This is a genomic window from Enterococcus sp. AZ179 (assembly GCF_050498885.1).
GTDB lineage: Bacteria > Bacillota > Bacilli > Lactobacillales > Enterococcaceae > Enterococcus_D > Enterococcus_D entomosocium.
Window position 1 is genome coordinate 425,665 of sequence record NZ_JBMHEO010000001.1, and the last position, 15,421, is coordinate 441,085.

General features: G+C 41.4%; 17 protein-coding genes. 6 read left to right on the top strand and 11 right to left on the bottom strand.

Going from position 1 to position 15,421, the window contains the following annotated elements; genetic code table 11:
• Positions 1-14: 14 nt before the first annotated feature.
• Positions 15-260, bottom strand: a complete 246-nt coding sequence (locus IGI88_RS02130; protein WP_005228918.1) for a KH domain-containing protein — start codon at positions 258-260, stop codon at positions 15-17.
• 11 nt (positions 261-271) lie between these two features.
• A complete protein-coding gene (gene rpsP, locus IGI88_RS02135; RefSeq protein WP_005228917.1) occupies positions 272-547 on the bottom strand; it encodes a 30S ribosomal protein S16 in 276 nt (91 codons plus the stop codon).
• 254 nt (positions 548-801) lie between these two features.
• Here rpsP and IGI88_RS02140 point away from each other — a divergent pair, with 254 nt between their 5' ends.
• Positions 802-1,353, top strand: coding sequence for an NADPH-dependent FMN reductase (locus tag IGI88_RS02140; protein WP_016613846.1), 552 nt, complete (start codon positions 802-804; stop codon positions 1,351-1,353).
• A gap of 83 nt (positions 1,354-1,436) precedes the next feature.
• Here the strand turns inward: IGI88_RS02140 and IGI88_RS02145 are convergent, their stop codons facing one another.
• Both IGI88_RS02145 and IGI88_RS02150 read right to left on the bottom strand, forming a co-directional pair.
• Positions 1,437-1,970 carry a dihydrofolate reductase family protein gene (locus tag IGI88_RS02145; protein ID WP_429960149.1) on the bottom strand — a complete coding sequence of 178 codons (534 nt, stop codon included), beginning with the start codon at positions 1,968-1,970 and terminating at the stop codon, positions 1,437-1,439.
• A gap of 6 nt (positions 1,971-1,976) precedes the next feature.
• Positions 1,977-2,555: a DNA-3-methyladenine glycosylase I gene (locus IGI88_RS02150; RefSeq protein ID WP_086299212.1), complete on the bottom strand. Its 579-nt coding sequence runs from the start codon at positions 2,553-2,555 to the stop codon at positions 1,977-1,979.
• A 100-nt stretch (positions 2,556-2,655) separates the two neighbouring features.
• Here IGI88_RS02150 and IGI88_RS02155 point away from each other — a divergent pair, with 100 nt between their 5' ends.
• From IGI88_RS02155 to IGI88_RS02165, 3 genes are read left to right on the top strand one after another with little or no spacing between them, the layout of a single operon-like run.
• Positions 2,656-3,042 (top strand): GntR family transcriptional regulator, encoded by a 387-nt coding sequence (locus IGI88_RS02155; protein ID WP_008377404.1) that lies wholly within the window; start codon positions 2,656-2,658, stop codon positions 3,040-3,042.
• Entirely contained in the window at positions 3,039-3,920 is an 882-nt protein-coding gene (locus IGI88_RS02160) for an ABC transporter ATP-binding protein (protein WP_005237238.1), read from the top strand. The genes IGI88_RS02155 and IGI88_RS02160 overlap by 4 nt, the downstream gene beginning before the upstream one ends.
• A gap of 12 nt (positions 3,921-3,932) precedes the next feature.
• Entirely contained in the window at positions 3,933-5,093 is a 1,161-nt protein-coding gene (locus tag IGI88_RS02165) for an ABC transporter permease (protein WP_005237239.1), read from the top strand.
• A gap of 46 nt (positions 5,094-5,139) precedes the next feature.
• Here IGI88_RS02165 and IGI88_RS02170 read toward each other — a convergent pair whose 3' ends face one another.
• From IGI88_RS02170 to IGI88_RS02185, 4 genes are all read right to left on the bottom strand, one after another.
• Positions 5,140-5,340 carry a CsbD family protein gene (locus IGI88_RS02170; RefSeq protein ID WP_008377398.1) on the bottom strand — a complete coding sequence of 67 codons (201 nt, stop codon included), beginning with the start codon at positions 5,338-5,340 and terminating at the stop codon, positions 5,140-5,142.
• A gap of 398 nt (positions 5,341-5,738) precedes the next feature.
• On the bottom strand, positions 5,739-7,157 hold the full coding sequence (ffh, locus tag IGI88_RS02175) for a signal recognition particle protein (RefSeq protein ID WP_005228902.1): 1,419 nt from the start codon (positions 7,155-7,157) through the stop codon (positions 5,739-5,741).
• A gap of 14 nt (positions 7,158-7,171) precedes the next feature.
• The gene (locus IGI88_RS02180; RefSeq protein WP_005228897.1) at positions 7,172-7,510 is read right to left on the bottom strand and encodes a putative DNA-binding protein; all 339 of its coding nucleotides are present in this window, start codon (positions 7,508-7,510) and stop codon (positions 7,172-7,174) included.
• Entirely contained in the window at positions 7,500-7,973 is a 474-nt protein-coding gene (locus IGI88_RS02185; RefSeq protein ID WP_086299211.1) for a DUF523 domain-containing protein, read from the bottom strand. The genes IGI88_RS02180 and IGI88_RS02185 overlap by 11 nt, the downstream gene beginning before the upstream one ends.
• Positions 7,974-8,123: 150 nt before the next feature.
• Between IGI88_RS02185 and IGI88_RS02190 the strand changes: the two genes are divergently transcribed.
• Both IGI88_RS02190 and pnpS read left to right on the top strand, forming a co-directional pair.
• Entirely contained in the window at positions 8,124-8,828 is a 705-nt protein-coding gene (locus IGI88_RS02190; protein WP_005237242.1) for a response regulator transcription factor, read from the top strand.
• Complete coding sequence (pnpS, locus tag IGI88_RS02195; RefSeq protein WP_086299210.1) at positions 8,828-10,549, top strand: two-component system histidine kinase PnpS; 1,722 nt, start codon at positions 8,828-8,830, stop codon at positions 10,547-10,549. Before IGI88_RS02190 ends, pnpS begins: the two co-directional genes overlap by 1 nt.
• 71 nt (positions 10,550-10,620) lie before the next feature.
• Here the strand turns inward: pnpS and IGI88_RS02200 are convergent, their stop codons facing one another.
• The 3 genes from IGI88_RS02200 to IGI88_RS02210 form a co-directional block, all read right to left on the bottom strand.
• Entirely contained in the window at positions 10,621-12,858 is a 2,238-nt protein-coding gene (locus IGI88_RS02200; protein ID WP_429960150.1) for a GH25 family lysozyme, read from the bottom strand.
• Positions 12,859-12,980: 122 nt separating this feature from the next.
• Positions 12,981-13,889, bottom strand: coding sequence for a phosphate ABC transporter substrate-binding protein PstS family protein (locus IGI88_RS02205; RefSeq protein WP_086332128.1), 909 nt, complete (start codon positions 13,887-13,889; stop codon positions 12,981-12,983).
• 186 nt (positions 13,890-14,075) lie between these two features.
• The gene (locus tag IGI88_RS02210) at positions 14,076-15,245 is read right to left on the bottom strand and encodes a pyridoxal phosphate-dependent aminotransferase (protein WP_008377389.1); all 1,170 of its coding nucleotides are present in this window, start codon (positions 15,243-15,245) and stop codon (positions 14,076-14,078) included.
• Between the last annotated feature and the right edge of the window lie 176 nt (positions 15,246-15,421).

The window sequence follows — 15,421 nt, forward strand, 5'->3', positions numbered from 1 at the left end:
CTTTTCATTCTTGCTTATTTACCATCAATGATATTCAAACGAACTTTTTTTGGTCCATTTGTCCGTACACTGTAAACGATTGTTCGAATTGCTTTGGCAACCCGACCTTGTTTACCGATGATACGACCAATATCCTCTGGTGCCACAGTAAGATTATATTCCAAGAAATCATCTGACTCTACCAGCTCAAGCTTGATATCCTCAGGTTTGGTAACAAGTGGTGAAACGATCGTTAAGACTAATTCTTGCAAATCTTTCATCCAAAGTCACCTTATTTCTTAGTGAATTTTGCTTCGTGGTGTTTTTTCATAACGCCTTCTTTAGAAAGGATGTTACGAACTGTATCTGAAGGTTGCGCACCTTTAGATAACCAATCAAGAACTAAATCTTCTTTGATTGTCACTTCAGCTGGGTCTAGTAAAGGATTGTAAGTACCAACTGTTTCGATGAAACGTCCGTCACGAGGAGAACGTGAATCTGCTACGACGATACGGTAAAAAGGTTTCTTTTTAGAACCCATGCGTTTTAAACGAATTTTTACTGCCATTATTTACACCTCCATTGATTTAATCACAAGAGCTAGTTTAACAGGTTTTTCCGATGGTGTAAAGAGTTTTTTCTTTACAGCTAAAAAAAGTTTCTTCTTTCTTATTTTCTAAGCATGGTTATCTTTTGCCAGAATGAATCAGGACGCGTATCATTAGTAATAGAGAAACTTTTTAAAGTCAAATCGTTTTATTTGCACCATCCACTTACTTTTGGTAAGCTTAATGAGTAGAAAACAACAAGGAGGAAATTTACATGACAAAAAAAATTGGTTTTATCGTCGGCAGTTTACGGGAAGGATCATTTAATAAACTCGTAGCGAAAAAATTCGCATCATTATTACCAGAAGGTTTTGAAGCATCTTTCATCGAAATCGGCAACTTGCCTTTTTACAATGAAGATTTGGAAGTTGAAGGAAAAGTTCCTGCTGAATGGACAGCATTTCGGGAAGCATTAAGCGCCGTTGACGGGGTCTTCTTCTTTACACCAGAATACAATCGTTCTGTTCCTGCAGCATTGAAAAATGCATTAGATGTTGGTTCTCGTCCTTACGGTGCTAGCAGTTGGGGTGGCAAACCAGCTTTGGTTGTCAGCGTTTCTCCAGGAGCGATCGCTGGGTTTGGTGCAAACCATCACCTACGTCAATCATTAGTCTTTTTGGATATGCCTACTCTACAACAACCAGAAGCCTATATCGGTGGAATCACCAACTTGATTGATGAAAACAACGAAATCAACCCAGATACAGTAAGCTTCTTTGAAACGATCATTGCAAAATATATTGAACTCTTTCAACGATTCAACTAATTAAGAATCCAAACAAAAAGACCAAGAAACTCGGCACTGAGTTTCTTGGTCTTTTTACTGTGAAGAATAATCGTTTGCGCTTTTTACTCGCTGCCTGACACAGACTTTCGGACAAAATGAAGTTCTGTCAGTTCCCCCATCTGTTTTGTTTCAACAAACGTCAAGCGTCTCGCATAATCCTCCGGTTCAAACAGTCGCTTGCCCTCTCCTAAAAACACCGGCGCGATTTGAATAAACCATTCATCGATCAAATCAGCTTCCAGCAATGGTTTTAATAAGGAACCCCCACCTACTACCCATACGTTTTCCTCTTGTTTTAATGCTGAAACAAATGCAACTGGATCCGTTGACACTAGGGTTGCATCCGGCAGCGGCTCTTTTCGGGTACGAGAAAAAACATAGTTGGTCTTTTCAGGATATAGCAGTCCATCATCCATCAGTTTTTTTGCTTCTTGATAGGTCTTTCTTCCCATCACGGTCGCGTCGATGGTTGCAAAAAATGCTTCATAGGTCGTTGCAACACCGGTATCAGTTTGAAACAGCCAGTCCAGTTGATCCTCCATACCTGCTAAATAGCCATCGAGGCTGATTGCACCATAAAATACCACTTTTCCCAATTAGGCTCACTCCTTTATTTTTACGTTTGCTTCTGACCTTCGACAAACACAAGTGACTAAGTGATCATTAACCATGCCGACCGCTTCCATAAACGCGTAAATAGTTGTCGTTCCGACAAATTTAAAGCCTCGCTTTTTCAAGTCTTTTGCTAGCTGATCGGAGATTTCCGAATGGGTCGGTACATCGGATTGCTGCTGAAATTCATTGATGACTGGCTCATGATTGACATATCGCCACAAGAATGCGGAGAAACTGCCGTATTCTTGCTGGATTTTTAAAACTTCTTGGGCATTGATGATCGCTGCTTCAATCTTTCGTCGATTGCGAATGATTCCTGGATTCATCATCAGTTCTTCCACTTTTTCTTCCGTATAGTTCGCTACTTTTATGATATTAAACTGATCGTATGCTGCATCGAAATTCGCCATCTTGTTTAAAATCGTTTGCCAGCTCAATCCTGCTTGATTCATATCTAACACCAGTTTTCGAAACAACTGCTGATCCTCATACTCAGGTTTTCCCCATACCGTATCATGATACTCCTGCATTGCTGGTGTACTGTTGGCCCATTCACATCGCTCCATTGTCCTCATCAGCTCCTTTTTGTTTATTTTATCATAAATGACTTTACTTCCACCAGTGTACTACGTATACTAGTACACATAAATGAAAGGAGCTGATTTTGTGGTTCGCATTAACAAAGCCAGCAGCAAACCTTACTATGAGCAATTGGTTTTAAGTATCAAAGAAGATATTCTGAACGGTGTTCTAACCGCCGGAGACCAAGTACCTTCGGTTCGTGAAATGGCCAAGCGCCTGTTGATGAATCCAAATACCGTCAGCAAAGCCTACAAAGTATTGGAAAATGAGCAAGTACTTGTCACCATCAAAGGAAAAGGCACCTTTGTGAAAGTTACTGAGGATCTGCCACGCGATGAGATTCGGATCTTACAAGTGAAAGAACGTTTGAAAGAATTGGTGATCGAAGCACGCCATTTACAGATCAGCATGCGTGAGCTGAGCGATTGGATGAATGGCTTTGAACAAGAGTTAGGAGGCGATCCACAGTGAAGATCGAGCATGTGACCAAGAAAATGGAACAAACAATTGTCTTAGAAAACGTGAACTTCTCTTTGGAAAAAGGAGAGCTCGTAGGATTAATCGGCCGCAATGGTTCTGGGAAAACCACGTTGTTTCGGACGATTGCTGGGCATTATTTACTAGATGATGGGGAGATTTCCATCGATAACCAACGCCTGGATCAGCATCCGCAATTAAAAGAACAACTTTTTTATATTGATGAAAAAGAAAACTTTCTTTCGGCCTACTCTTTGAAAAAGCTCAATCAATTTTATCGGCTTGCTTATCCAAATTTCGATCAGAATCTTTACTTAGAATTGATGCAAAGTCACGGTCTTCCTCTGACGCTTTCCTACCGACGGATGTCAAAAGGTATGCAAGGTCTTTATAAAATGATTCTTGCGATCGCCTCAAATGCGACGTTCTTACTGTTAGACGAACCTTTTGATGGGCTTGATGTGATCGTCCGTAAAAAAGTGATTGGATTATTGCTGGAAAGCCTCAGCGAGTCGAATCGTACCGCCTTAATCGCTTCTCATAATCTAAATGAATTAGAACATATTATTGATCGTGCCTTGTTGATCAAAGGGAAAACGATTGAAGGAGACTACCGTTTGGAAACGATTCGCGAACAATCTCGCAAACTCCAACTCGTCTTTCGCAGCAAACAGATTCCTCCCCTTATCAAGCAGCACTCCAAGCTGATTCAAAAACAAGGTCGAGTCTTGACTGCTTTGTTTGACAATTACACAGAGGAGCTGGCGGCTGAGATCCAGCAACTTGATCCTTTGGTTTTCGAAGAATTACCTTTGACTTTGGAAGATCTGTTTGAAGCAAATTTACGACAAGAAGCATTGGTGGAAGGATAGAGGTGGAAAACGATGTTAAGCAATATATTTAAAGAACGCTACGGTAAGCTGTTGATCGGTTTTTGTTTTGTCGTGCTCTTCATGTATCTTAGTGCTGGCTGGCAATCACAAAATTCTTGGCACCAGCAAGAACGTTATTTGGCATCTGAGGAATTTATCAAAGATTTTAACGAAAATCGAGAATACTATGTCAAAAGCTACAACGGTGAAACCCCGGTTTACTTTGATTCGGCAGCAGAGTACCGCGATGCGGTATTGACAATCAACAAAGAGTACTCAGATGATTTTTATTACAATCGCCCGTATATGACCACCATGAATCAATTTGTGATTGTCTTCCTGTTTATTTGGGGCTTTTTGTCCTTTTTTGTCGATGGCCGCACCAATTTCAATCGCTTTTTATTTGCTTTACCCTTTAGCAGAAAGCACGTCTTTCGCAAGAAACTGCTTTTTATCGGCTTACCCTTGACCGCTTGTTTAGTGTTGGGCCTGTTAGGTCATATCCTGATCGAATACACAATGATCCCGGCTCGCTATCTCGCTGTGCCGCTTCAAGACGTGCTGCTTTCCGCCCTTAGTACTTTGGCAACGAATCTACTAGTATTTGCTGTCGGCATCTTGTTGGGCGTTTTACTGGGGAATCTGTTTACTGGCGTGCTGTCGGTGTTCTTCACTCTTTCTCTAGGAACAATGGGGTATAGCTTTTTCCAATGTACCCGCGAGTTTTTTAGTTTTGTATTTCTTGGTCATGGGGATTTTCTGCTTCCTTTTCAAACGTGGATCGATTGGCCGCAAGGATATGTCTATCCTTGGTGGCTACTGCTCCTTTACCTCGGTTTGAGCGGCTTGCTGATTCTTGCTGCCGAAAAAGTGTTCTCGAAAATTTCTTTAGAAAATGACGGTGATTATTTAACGATCCCTAAATTGCGCGCCCCGGTTTATTGGCTGCTTTCTTTAGGAACCTGGTTCTATCTATCCATGATTTCTTATTACCCGCTAGAAATTTTTTACCGTGATCTCTATGAGGGGTATGATGTCAGTCTTTGGAACATCATCCTTCGGCTTGGCTTGTTGCTGGTTGCTTGCTTATTCATCAGTTTATTGCTTGTCTATCCTAAAGCACTGATGAATTGGTGGTACAAACGAAAAAACAAACAGGTCAGCAATATTTAAAAAAGCGTCCCTACAACAAGAAATTGTTGCCGGGACGCTTTTATGTTTAATGTTTAGGTTTGTCGTCGTCTTTTTTGTCAAAGAAGTCATTTACTTTGCGAGAAACATCATCCGCAAAATCTTCAACCTTATCTTTGGCTTTCCCATATTTATTTTGGGTTTTCCCTTTTAACTCCTCGGAGTCATCTCCTGTAAGTTTCCCTTTTGTTTCGGTTACTTTTCCTTCAATGCGATCCTTGTTTGTCATCGTAAAAACTCCTTTCATACTTGCTATAAATTAATAGTAGCATCATTTGCCAGAAAGCACGAATGTTCTGCTTCTATCTTATCCTTTGAGTTGTCCGCAACGATAGTTCTTCGCTATTTTTGACTCTTGGACGATTTAGGATATTCAGTAGAAAGCTGGCTTTCTCTATAAAAAGGGATGTTCTTTAGATGTTCTATTTGATGTTCTTTGAAGGAGTTCATTTAAAGAGGACACTGTGAACATAAAAAAACCATGACCTGAAAGAAGGCAATCTGAGGAGCTGCAGCTGCTAGAATCAGGAGGTACAGCTTCTCGATTTGGTGTCTTTTCAGGTCATGTTTTTTTTAATTGTACCCTAAGAGAAGGTTCGGTTCTTAGTTCCTATCAGTGCTAAACGATTATTTGCGTTTTTTCTTTTTCTTCTTTTGTTTTTTGACCATACGATTCATGGCCATTTTTCCAAGTTTCCCTTTGACACCGCCGCCAAACATTTGATCCATGCCAGGAATGTTCATATTCCCTTTGCTCATTTGCTGCATCATTTTGCGGGATTCTTTAAATTGTTTGATCATGCGATTGACTTCGACGACACTGTTGCCAGAACCGGCGGCAATCCGGCGACGACGGCTTGGATTTAACAGATCAGGATTTTCACGTTCTGCTGGTGTCATGGAATAAACCATGGCTTTTTGACGGGCAATTTGTTTTGGATCAACTTTGACGTTCTCGATGCCAGGCATTTGGCTCATTCCCGGAATCATTTTCAAAAGATCTTCAATTGGGCCCATGCCCATGACTTGATCGATCTGTTCAACAAAGTCATTGAAGTCGAAGGAGTTTTCCTTCATTTTTTGAGCAAGTTCTTCTGCTTTTTTCTCGTCGTAATCTTGCTGTGCTTTTTCGATCAAAGTCAGCATATCACCCATACCGAGAATCCGACTAGACATCCGATCTGGATGGAATACTTCAAGGTCGGTCAATTTTTCACCGGTACCAGTGAACTTGATTGGAGCGCCAGTAACTTGACGAATTGACAATGCCGCACCGCCACGAGTATCGCCATCTAGTTTGGTGATGACTACCCCTGTGATCCCCAGTTGTTGATTGAAGCTTTCCGCCACGTTGACAGCATCTTGTCCTGTCATCGCATCCACTACCAGTAAAATTTCATTTGGCTGTGCCAAGTCCTTGATTTGTTTTAGCTCTTCCATCAAGTTTTCATCGATATGCAAACGACCTGCTGTATCGATCAAGACATAGTCATTTTTCTTTTCCCGAGCCAAAGCCAATCCTTGGCGTACGATTTCAACTGGACTGACATCAGTTCCCATATCGAAAACAGGTACATCCAATTGCTGACCTAATACTTTCAATTGGTCGATCGCGGCTGGACGGTACACGTCACCGGCAATCATTAATGGACGTGCGTTTTCGGTTTTGATCAAGTGATTGGCTAATTTCCCAGCAAAGGTGGTTTTCCCTGCCCCTTGCAGACCAGCCATCATGATAATCGTTGGGATCTTTGGTGATTTTTCAATCCCAACTGTTTCTGATCCTAACGTTTTGGTTAATTCTTCGTCAACGATTTTAACGATCTGTTGCGCTGGAGATAAGCTTTCTAATACTTCTACCCCAACTGCCCGTTCACGTACATTTTTGGTAAACTCTTTCACAACTTGCAGATTGACGTCGGCTTCTAATAAAGCTAGACGAATCTCACGCATCATTTCTTTTACATCTGCTTCAGATACTTTTCCTTTTCTGCGCAGTTTGCTCATTGCCTGCTGGAGGCGTTCAGTTAAACTTTCAAATGCCATTTTTTTTCATTCCTTTATTCTTCAATTTCTTGGAGCTGTTGAATAAACCCCTGTAAGGTTTCGTCTTTTGGATAGTGAGTTTTCGTATACTCGCTTAGCTGATCCAGCAAGTCTTCCCGCATGATATAGTCCGAAAACATATGTAGTTTTTTTTCATAGTCTTCTAAAATACGTTCGGTGCGTTTGATGTTGTCATAGACTGCTTGACGGCTTACTTGATACTCTTCAGCGATTTCTCCTAGAGAAAAATCATCTGCGTAATACAATTCCATGTAATTCATCTGTTTTTCTGTCAATAACGTGGAATAAAACTCAAACAACGCATTCATGCGATTGGTCTTTTCAATTTCCATTTGCTTCCTCCTGTTTTGCAAGCCATTCGACATCGGACAAAACAGTCATGCCTTGTTGCCGAAAATACGCACAAGCGACACCGATCCCTGTTCTTTTGATTCCAGTAAAATTGCCATCATAAATCATCTGACTGCCACAAGAGGGACTGTTCTCTTTTAGGATCAGTTGAGTGATGCCTTGCTCTTGTAATTTTTGATAAGCAATTTTCGCGCCGGTAGTAAACTGTTCGGTCACGTCTTCCCCTGAGATGGTGACGACCTTCGCTCGTTGCGCCCAAACGTCCACCCCATCGCCACCAACGATTTCGGCCGGTTCCCGTGGGATCGGCAAGCCGCCAAGAACTTCTGGACAAACCATCATTGCTTGACCTGCTCTTACCAGTTCGATCAATGGTGGCACTGCTTGGTGTTTTCCATCATAACGGCAAAGTACACCGCCTAGACACGCACTGATTCCGATCATATAGCACCCTCAGCTTTCCTATGAAATCGTCCTTTATTATAGCATTTATTTAGTGGTTGCAATAGTACCAATTGTCTATTCATGCTAAAATAGGACTTGTTCGTTGAAATTTAATCGTTTCTTGAAAAAAAGAAGCTAAAGGAGTTTGCCATGAAAAAAATACTCGTTGTCGATGATGAACCTTCCATCGTCACACTTTTAACCTTTAATCTAGAAAAAGAGGGCTATCAAGTCGTTTCCGCCTCAGATGGTCAAAAAGCCTACGAATTAGCCTTGTCTAAGCCTTTTGACTTTATCATCTTAGATGTCATGCTGCCGAATATGGACGGCATCGAGATCACGAAGAAATTGCGTCAAGAAAAAATCGAGACCCCGATCCTCGTCTTGACCGCAAAAGATGATCCAATCGATCGGATCTTAGGCTTAGAGATCGGCGCCGATGACTATTTGACGAAGCCTTTCAGTCCTAGAGAGGTATTAGCTAGAATGAAAGCCATCTTCCGTCGTTTAGAACCCCGTCAACAAACACGAGAAGAAGATCAACCTGCAGAGATTCTGCAAGTCGGTGGGATCCAAGCAGACCTGACGAATTTCCAAGTCAGTGTGGATGGTGAGAAAATCTTCCTAACGCCAAAAGAATTCGAGCTGCTAGTTTACTTTATGAAACGAAAAGGTCGCGTAATCGATCGCGATACCTTGCTCAATCGCATTTGGAACTTCGACTTTGATGGACAAAGTCGAATCGTGGATGTTCACATCAGTCATTTAAGAGAAAAATTGGAAGCTGATCCAAAACGGCCGGAATACTTAGTAACGGTTCGGGGATTCGGGTATAAATTTCAGGAGCCAGTCTAATGAAAAAACGCTATGGCTATGGTTTATGGTCGATCGGTCTATTGCTGATTTTTTTCCTGTGCTGGCAAGTTCTAAGCAGTTTTTACCGTCAGCAAGTCATTGCCCAGCAAGTGGCTTTTCTCCAAGAGAAAGCCACCGTATTTTTGAATCTATCAGATAATCAAACCGCCGCCTTAGAACAGTTTGCGGATACCTATGTTGAAGATAGCAATAGTCGCATCACTTTGTTAGATGACCAAGGTCAGATCATTTTCGATACCTATGATCATACACTGCATGAAAACCGCTCCAATCGTCCAGAAGTCCAAGCCGTTTTGCGCGGAAGCTCCGTCGGTCAATCGCTGCGGGAAAGCGACACCTTGCATGAAGAATTGCTTTACGTGGCGATTCCTGTCAAAGAGGATGGAAACTTGACTCAAATCTTGCGAATCGCCGAACCGACCGCGGCTTTTTTTGCAAAAAATGAAGGAATCAAGCAGTCGATCTTGATTGTCTATCTTGTTTTTTGCTTTTTGATCAGCCTATTGATTTTCCATACCTTGCGCCAGCGAAATCGGCCGATCCAAACGATTCTGCCCGTCGTAAAAAAAATGATCACCTCGCCCGATCAACAAGCAATCATTATGCAAGAAACCCCTGAACATGATGAGTTGTATCAACTGATCAATCAGCTGAGCGAGCAAATGAGCCAGACCTATCGTGCCTATGCGGCTTCTGAACAGCAACTGTACGGCTTGCTCAGTGAACTGATGATCGGTGTCTTTATCATCAATGAAGAAAATCAACTGCTGCTGTTGAATCCGACGATGCAAGAACAGCTAGGGATGGAAACCGCACCGATCTTACCGCAACCTTTTACTGAAGTGATCCATGACACACAATTGATCCAGTTGATCTATCAATTTAATGACGAGACCCCTATTTTCCATGCGGAAACCACCCTTAGCGGGGAACGTTCAAAAGTCTTAGATGTTACCTTGCGAAGCTTCCAAGAAAACCAGTTGATTGGTATTTCTTATGACTTGACACGCATCCGACAATTAGAAAAGATGCAAAAAGATTTTGTCGGCAATGTTTCCCATGAATTAAAAACGCCGGTAACTTCCTTGATTGGGTTTACTGAAACACTGCTGGATGGCGCCAAAGAAGACCCTGAAACGTTGCAGACCTTCTTAGAGATCATTCAAAAAGATGCTTATCGCTTGAAAAATCTAATACAAGATATCATCCAATTGTCTCAAGACAGTGATTCTTTCCAGTATGTCGACCAACCGATCAACTTTTCTGAGCTGCTGCAACAAGTCGTTCAAACCTATGGTCCCGCAGCTGTTAAGAAGCAATTGACCTTTCAATTTGAAGGACCCGAACAATTCATTTTATCTACCAAAAAAGAGCTGCTGCAGCCCATCGTAAAAAATCTAGTTGAAAATGCGGTCACCTATTCAAAACCTGGAGGTGTCATCACATTATCCTATTCCGAGCAAGATGACCAGCTGCTTTTTCAAGTGCAGGATCAAGGCATCGGCATCGATGAAGAAGATCAAGAACGGATTTTTGAGCGGTTTTATCGGGTGGACAAAGCCCGTGCTCGCAATTCTGGCGGCACTGGACTTGGGCTGGCTATCGTCAAAGACTATACCAAATTATTAGGCGGCAGCATCAAGGTTGACAGTTTCCCTAAAATTGGTTCTACCTTTACGGTGACTTTGCCGCTTCATTGAGAACATTAGAAAGAAAACTAGCCGAGAAAACGTCTAATGGCATTTTCTCGGCTAGTTTTTTGGAACCATACTTACTTAACAACTTTTGTTGCTGATTCATTGACGTAACCTAGCCAAGTTCCTTTATTATCATAAATTGACAGGTAATTACTTCCATTAAAGTGGCGATACACGTAACGCGCTTCGAACGTCTGTCCTTTCATGGCGTTAGTCACAGTACTTTTTTGTTTCCAAGAGAAATTTTGCCATAGTGGGAAATTCTGAGTAAACGTTATTTTTTTATGGTAACTTTGGTTTATTCCGGCAGCATTACTTGCTTCCTTTGTTCCATTGGCATTGATATAGCCAAGCCAAGTTCCTTTATTATCATATAGTGACGAATAGGTGCTACCATTGAAATGGTTGTAGTAAACTTTTACTTGAAGTGTTTGACCATAAAAATTACTGCTTTTATTTTTTTCTTTCCAAGAAAAGTTTTGCCACATCGAATAATTTTTACTTGTAACAGTGACATATTTACCACTTGAAATAGCTGTTCCACCTGCATTATTCGCTGTTTTGGTACCATTAGCGTTCATATAGCCTAACCATGTACCAGATTGATCATATAGTGAATAATAAATACTGCCATTTAAGTGTTCATAGCGATATTTCGCTAAAACTGTTTTATTGAAGTAATCCTTGCTGGATGCCTTTACTTTCCATGAAAAATTTTGCCATATCGAGTAATTTCCACTGGTGATCGTTACATAGCGTCCATCGGCCAATGCGGGGCCTTGATTCGTTTGAACTGCTAATTTCGTTGAAGCGATGTACCCAATCCATTTTCCAGAAAAATCATAAACTGAATCATAATACGTGCCATCAAAGTGATGGTAAGTACCGGTTACTTTATAGGTATTTTTCACCATATCTGAAGTTACCGGTGCAGTCTTAGTAAATGTAAAATCTCGATATATCGTTCCTGGCTCTTTGAATTTGACATAGATTTGCTTTGATTGCCAATTCCCTTGAGGACCATCAGCAACTTTGACGCCACCAGAGTTAATGTACCCAACCCAATTCCCTTGGTTGTCGTATAATGAATAATAGGTGCTACCGTTAATATGCTCATAACGCACTTTTATTTGCAGAGTCTGACCCAGATAAGCTTTAGAGTCTGCTTTTTTGGTCCAAGAGAAATTTTGCCAAATCGTATAATTGTCTTTTACAACGGTGGCATAACGGCCATCATTGATCGCACCGCCTTGTCCTTGACTGATAAAATACTTGTTATAATCTGAATTCATATCAAAGGTGCCATTGATCCCTGGGAATGTAACGTTATATGTCCACTGCCATGCACTATAATCCGTATACTTCTGATTTTGCGGTTCGTATGGATATTGTGCGATCCAAACTTTGTTTTTTCCTAAAGCAACAGGGTCGATCGCGTTATCCGTGACCCACGACACACCTATATAATGATGCGTATTCGTATACCCCAGTTCTTTTAATCTATTTTCAAAAACTTTTGACAATTGTGTATGATCTGCTTTTTTCTTAATATTTGGCTCTTCAATGTCATTGACCATTAGAGCAGAAGTCGGTAAATTTAATTGTCTCGCATAGCTTACAAAATAATCTGCTTCAGCTTTTGCCTGTGCCTCAGTGGTGAACCAACTGTAGTGATAAGCATGTACAATCAGCCCAGCGGCTTTAGCATTTGCAATTTGACTTGCAGCTAGTGGGTTTCGATAAGAAGTTGCCTCTGTCAATTTCACCACCACTGCAGAAACGCCATAACTTTTAATCAACTTGAACTGCTCCACAGTGATCTCTCCGTTGTGGGAGGAAATATCAATAAAGTCTTGCTTTGGGGTTGAGGGATCTCCTGCTGAAATATAAGGAACACTAGAAACAGACCGTGCCGAACGGCTTAAGCTGACTTTCAAATCTGAACGGCTTCGATACGTTGGGTCTAATCCTGAGCTGATATCATAGACAGAATCCGAAGCATTGTCTGGGCTTTTTTCTTCACTTTCGGCTGTACTGCTATCAACAGTCGTACTGCCCGTTTCACTGCGGTTACTTGATGATGTTGTCTCACTCGTTGAATCAATTGAGTCTTCGCTGGTTTCACCTGTATTCGAGCGAATTGTTTGGCTGTCACTGCTTGTCACATCATTCGTCTCAGAGTAAACAATAGCAGCCTCTTTTGACTCACTTGTTGATTCCGTGTCTGCAAAACCAACACGCATGCCAAAAATGACAAAGGCCGTTCCCGCATACAATGCTGCTATTAACATTTTTTTTGGAAATCTTCTCATTTTTTTCCCCTTTCACTGAATATTCATCTATATTCACTATCTATTTTACATAAAAAATAAAAAAAAAGGTACAAAAAAAGAAGGAGTTCTTCCCTTCTTTTTTTGTACCTTATGAAAACTGTTTATTCAACATTCGTTACTTCGCCGTCTACACTGCGTTCTACTTTCATATCAGTGATTGGCAAGTATCCTAATTCGATAACGATTCCTTGTTGGACATCGTCTGTCATGATGTAATCAAGAAAGGCTTTGACGTTAGCATCTGGTTCACCATTCGTGTACATATGCTCGTAAGACCAGATTGGCCATTTGTTATCTGCAATATTTTCAGGGGTCGCTTCTACCCCATCAAGAGATAGCGCTTGGATTGAATCATCTAAATAAGATAAAGCAAGGTAGCTGATTGCTCCTGGTGTTTCAGCAACGATTTTACGGACTGTTCCAGAAGAATCTTGCTCTTGTGTTTGGATCGTCTCTGCACCATCTAAGCCCCATTTTTCAAAGGTCGCTCTCGTACCGCTGCCTGACGCACGGTTGATTACAGAGATTTCTTGATCTGCTCCACCGAGTTCAGACCAATTCTTCACTTTGCCTGTAAAGATATCGATTAAATCTTGTTGGCTAAGATCCGTAACGCCTGCGTCTTTATTCACTACTGGTGCCATACCAACTACGGCTACTTTATGGTCAACTAATTTGCTGGCGTCCACACCATCTTTTTCATCCGCAAAAACATCGGAATTGCCGATCGTCACAGCGCCTGTTTCTACTTGACTTAAGCCAGTTCCGCTACCGCCACCTTGAACAGTAATTGTATAATTGGGATTGTCCGCTGAGAAGCTTTCACCTGCTGCTTCAACCAAGGGTTGCAAAGCAGTTGAGCCTACCGCTAAAATTTCTACATTTTCATTTGATGCGGCACCTGATGAAGATCCGCCTGATGCTTGACTGCTATCAGTGCTTGTACCACCGCTCCCACAGCCAGCTAATAATAATCCAGTTGCAAAAAATAAAAGTCCCAATTTTTTCATTTAGTAAATCTCCTTTCGTTATATGCTTAGTTTAGCAAGGCGGTGTAAACCCTTGATGGATTTCATGTAAAGAATCGATAAAGCGATGTAAATCTTTTGTAAAGTTTGTCGATTGCCCAAAAAGCCCCCGCTGAATCCATCAGAGGGGGCTTGCTTTATCTAAAAACGAAAGAAATGTCTGTAGAATCAATTGCTTTGCATATAGCGTGTCAAGCGATCCATCGCTTCCACCAAGTTTTCCATACTTGCCGCATAGCTTAAACGAACATAGCCTTCTGCTTCGGGACCAAAGGCGATACCCGGGATGATTGCTAATTGATTCTTTTCCGCTAAGTCGACACAAAAAGCCATTGAATCTTGGTTGAAACCTGCTGGTATTTTGGCAAAAATGTAGAATGCACCAGAGGGCTTCGCCATGTCAAAACCAAGGGCAGTCATCTTTTCAAACAAGTAATCTCGACGTTCACGGTAATCGGCTTTCATGACTTCTGCATCATTGATGCCTTCGATCAATGCCCGCACAGCTGCTTTTTGAGAAATCGTTGATGCCGCAGTCACTAAGTATTGGTGGACCTTAATGATCTGAGCAGTCAACGCTTTTGGTGCAAAAATGAAGCCGACGCGCCACCCAGTCATCGCGTGAGATTTCGACAAGCCATTGATCACGATCGTTTGATCCCGCAAGTATTCGGCAATGGACACATGGGTTTCATCATAAGTCAACTCACTATAAATTTCATCGCTAATAACAAAAACGGGGTATTTTTCTAAAACCTCCGCCAATGCTTTGACTTGTTCTCGGGTATAAACGACCCCTGTTGGATTGCTAGGATAATTCAAAATGACTGCCTTGACTTGCTCCCCATGCTCTTTTAAGGCTGCTTCCAAAACTTCTGGCGCTAAAACAAAGTCATTGTCCGTCGTATCAAGATAGATCGGTTGGGCATGGGCTAAATGGATGACTGGTTCATAGCCTGGATAAATTGGTGCCGGTAGGAGAACTTTATCGCCAGGTTCCAACGTGGCTAATAAAGAAGCTGAGATTGCTTCCGTTGCACCGATCGTCACTAATACTTCTGATTGAAAGTCGTAATCAAGCTGATATTTATTTTTCAAAAAGAGGCTGGCTGCTTGCCGAACATCTGCTAAGCCGGCCATTCCAGAATAGTGGCTAAAATTTTGTTCGATTGCTTGGACACCCGATTTTTTCACGTGCTCTGGTGTGTTAAAATCCGGCTCGCCTAACGTTAACTTTAAAATATCAGGAATTGAAGAAACCCGTTCATCAAATTTACGAATCAATGAAACAGCTATATTGTACACTTCGTGATTGAAGCGTTGGCTTACGTCTGCCATAGTATCACTCCTTTGAATTAAGCAAATTCATTCGCTATTGTTGTTAATCCTAACACAAAAAGGCGACAATTTTAAGCAACGGATGAAATTAATCTAATAACCACAATTCCGTTTGCTTATTTACAAACAAAAACATTTTATGTTAGTATATAATCAAACATAAAAGGAGAACCCAA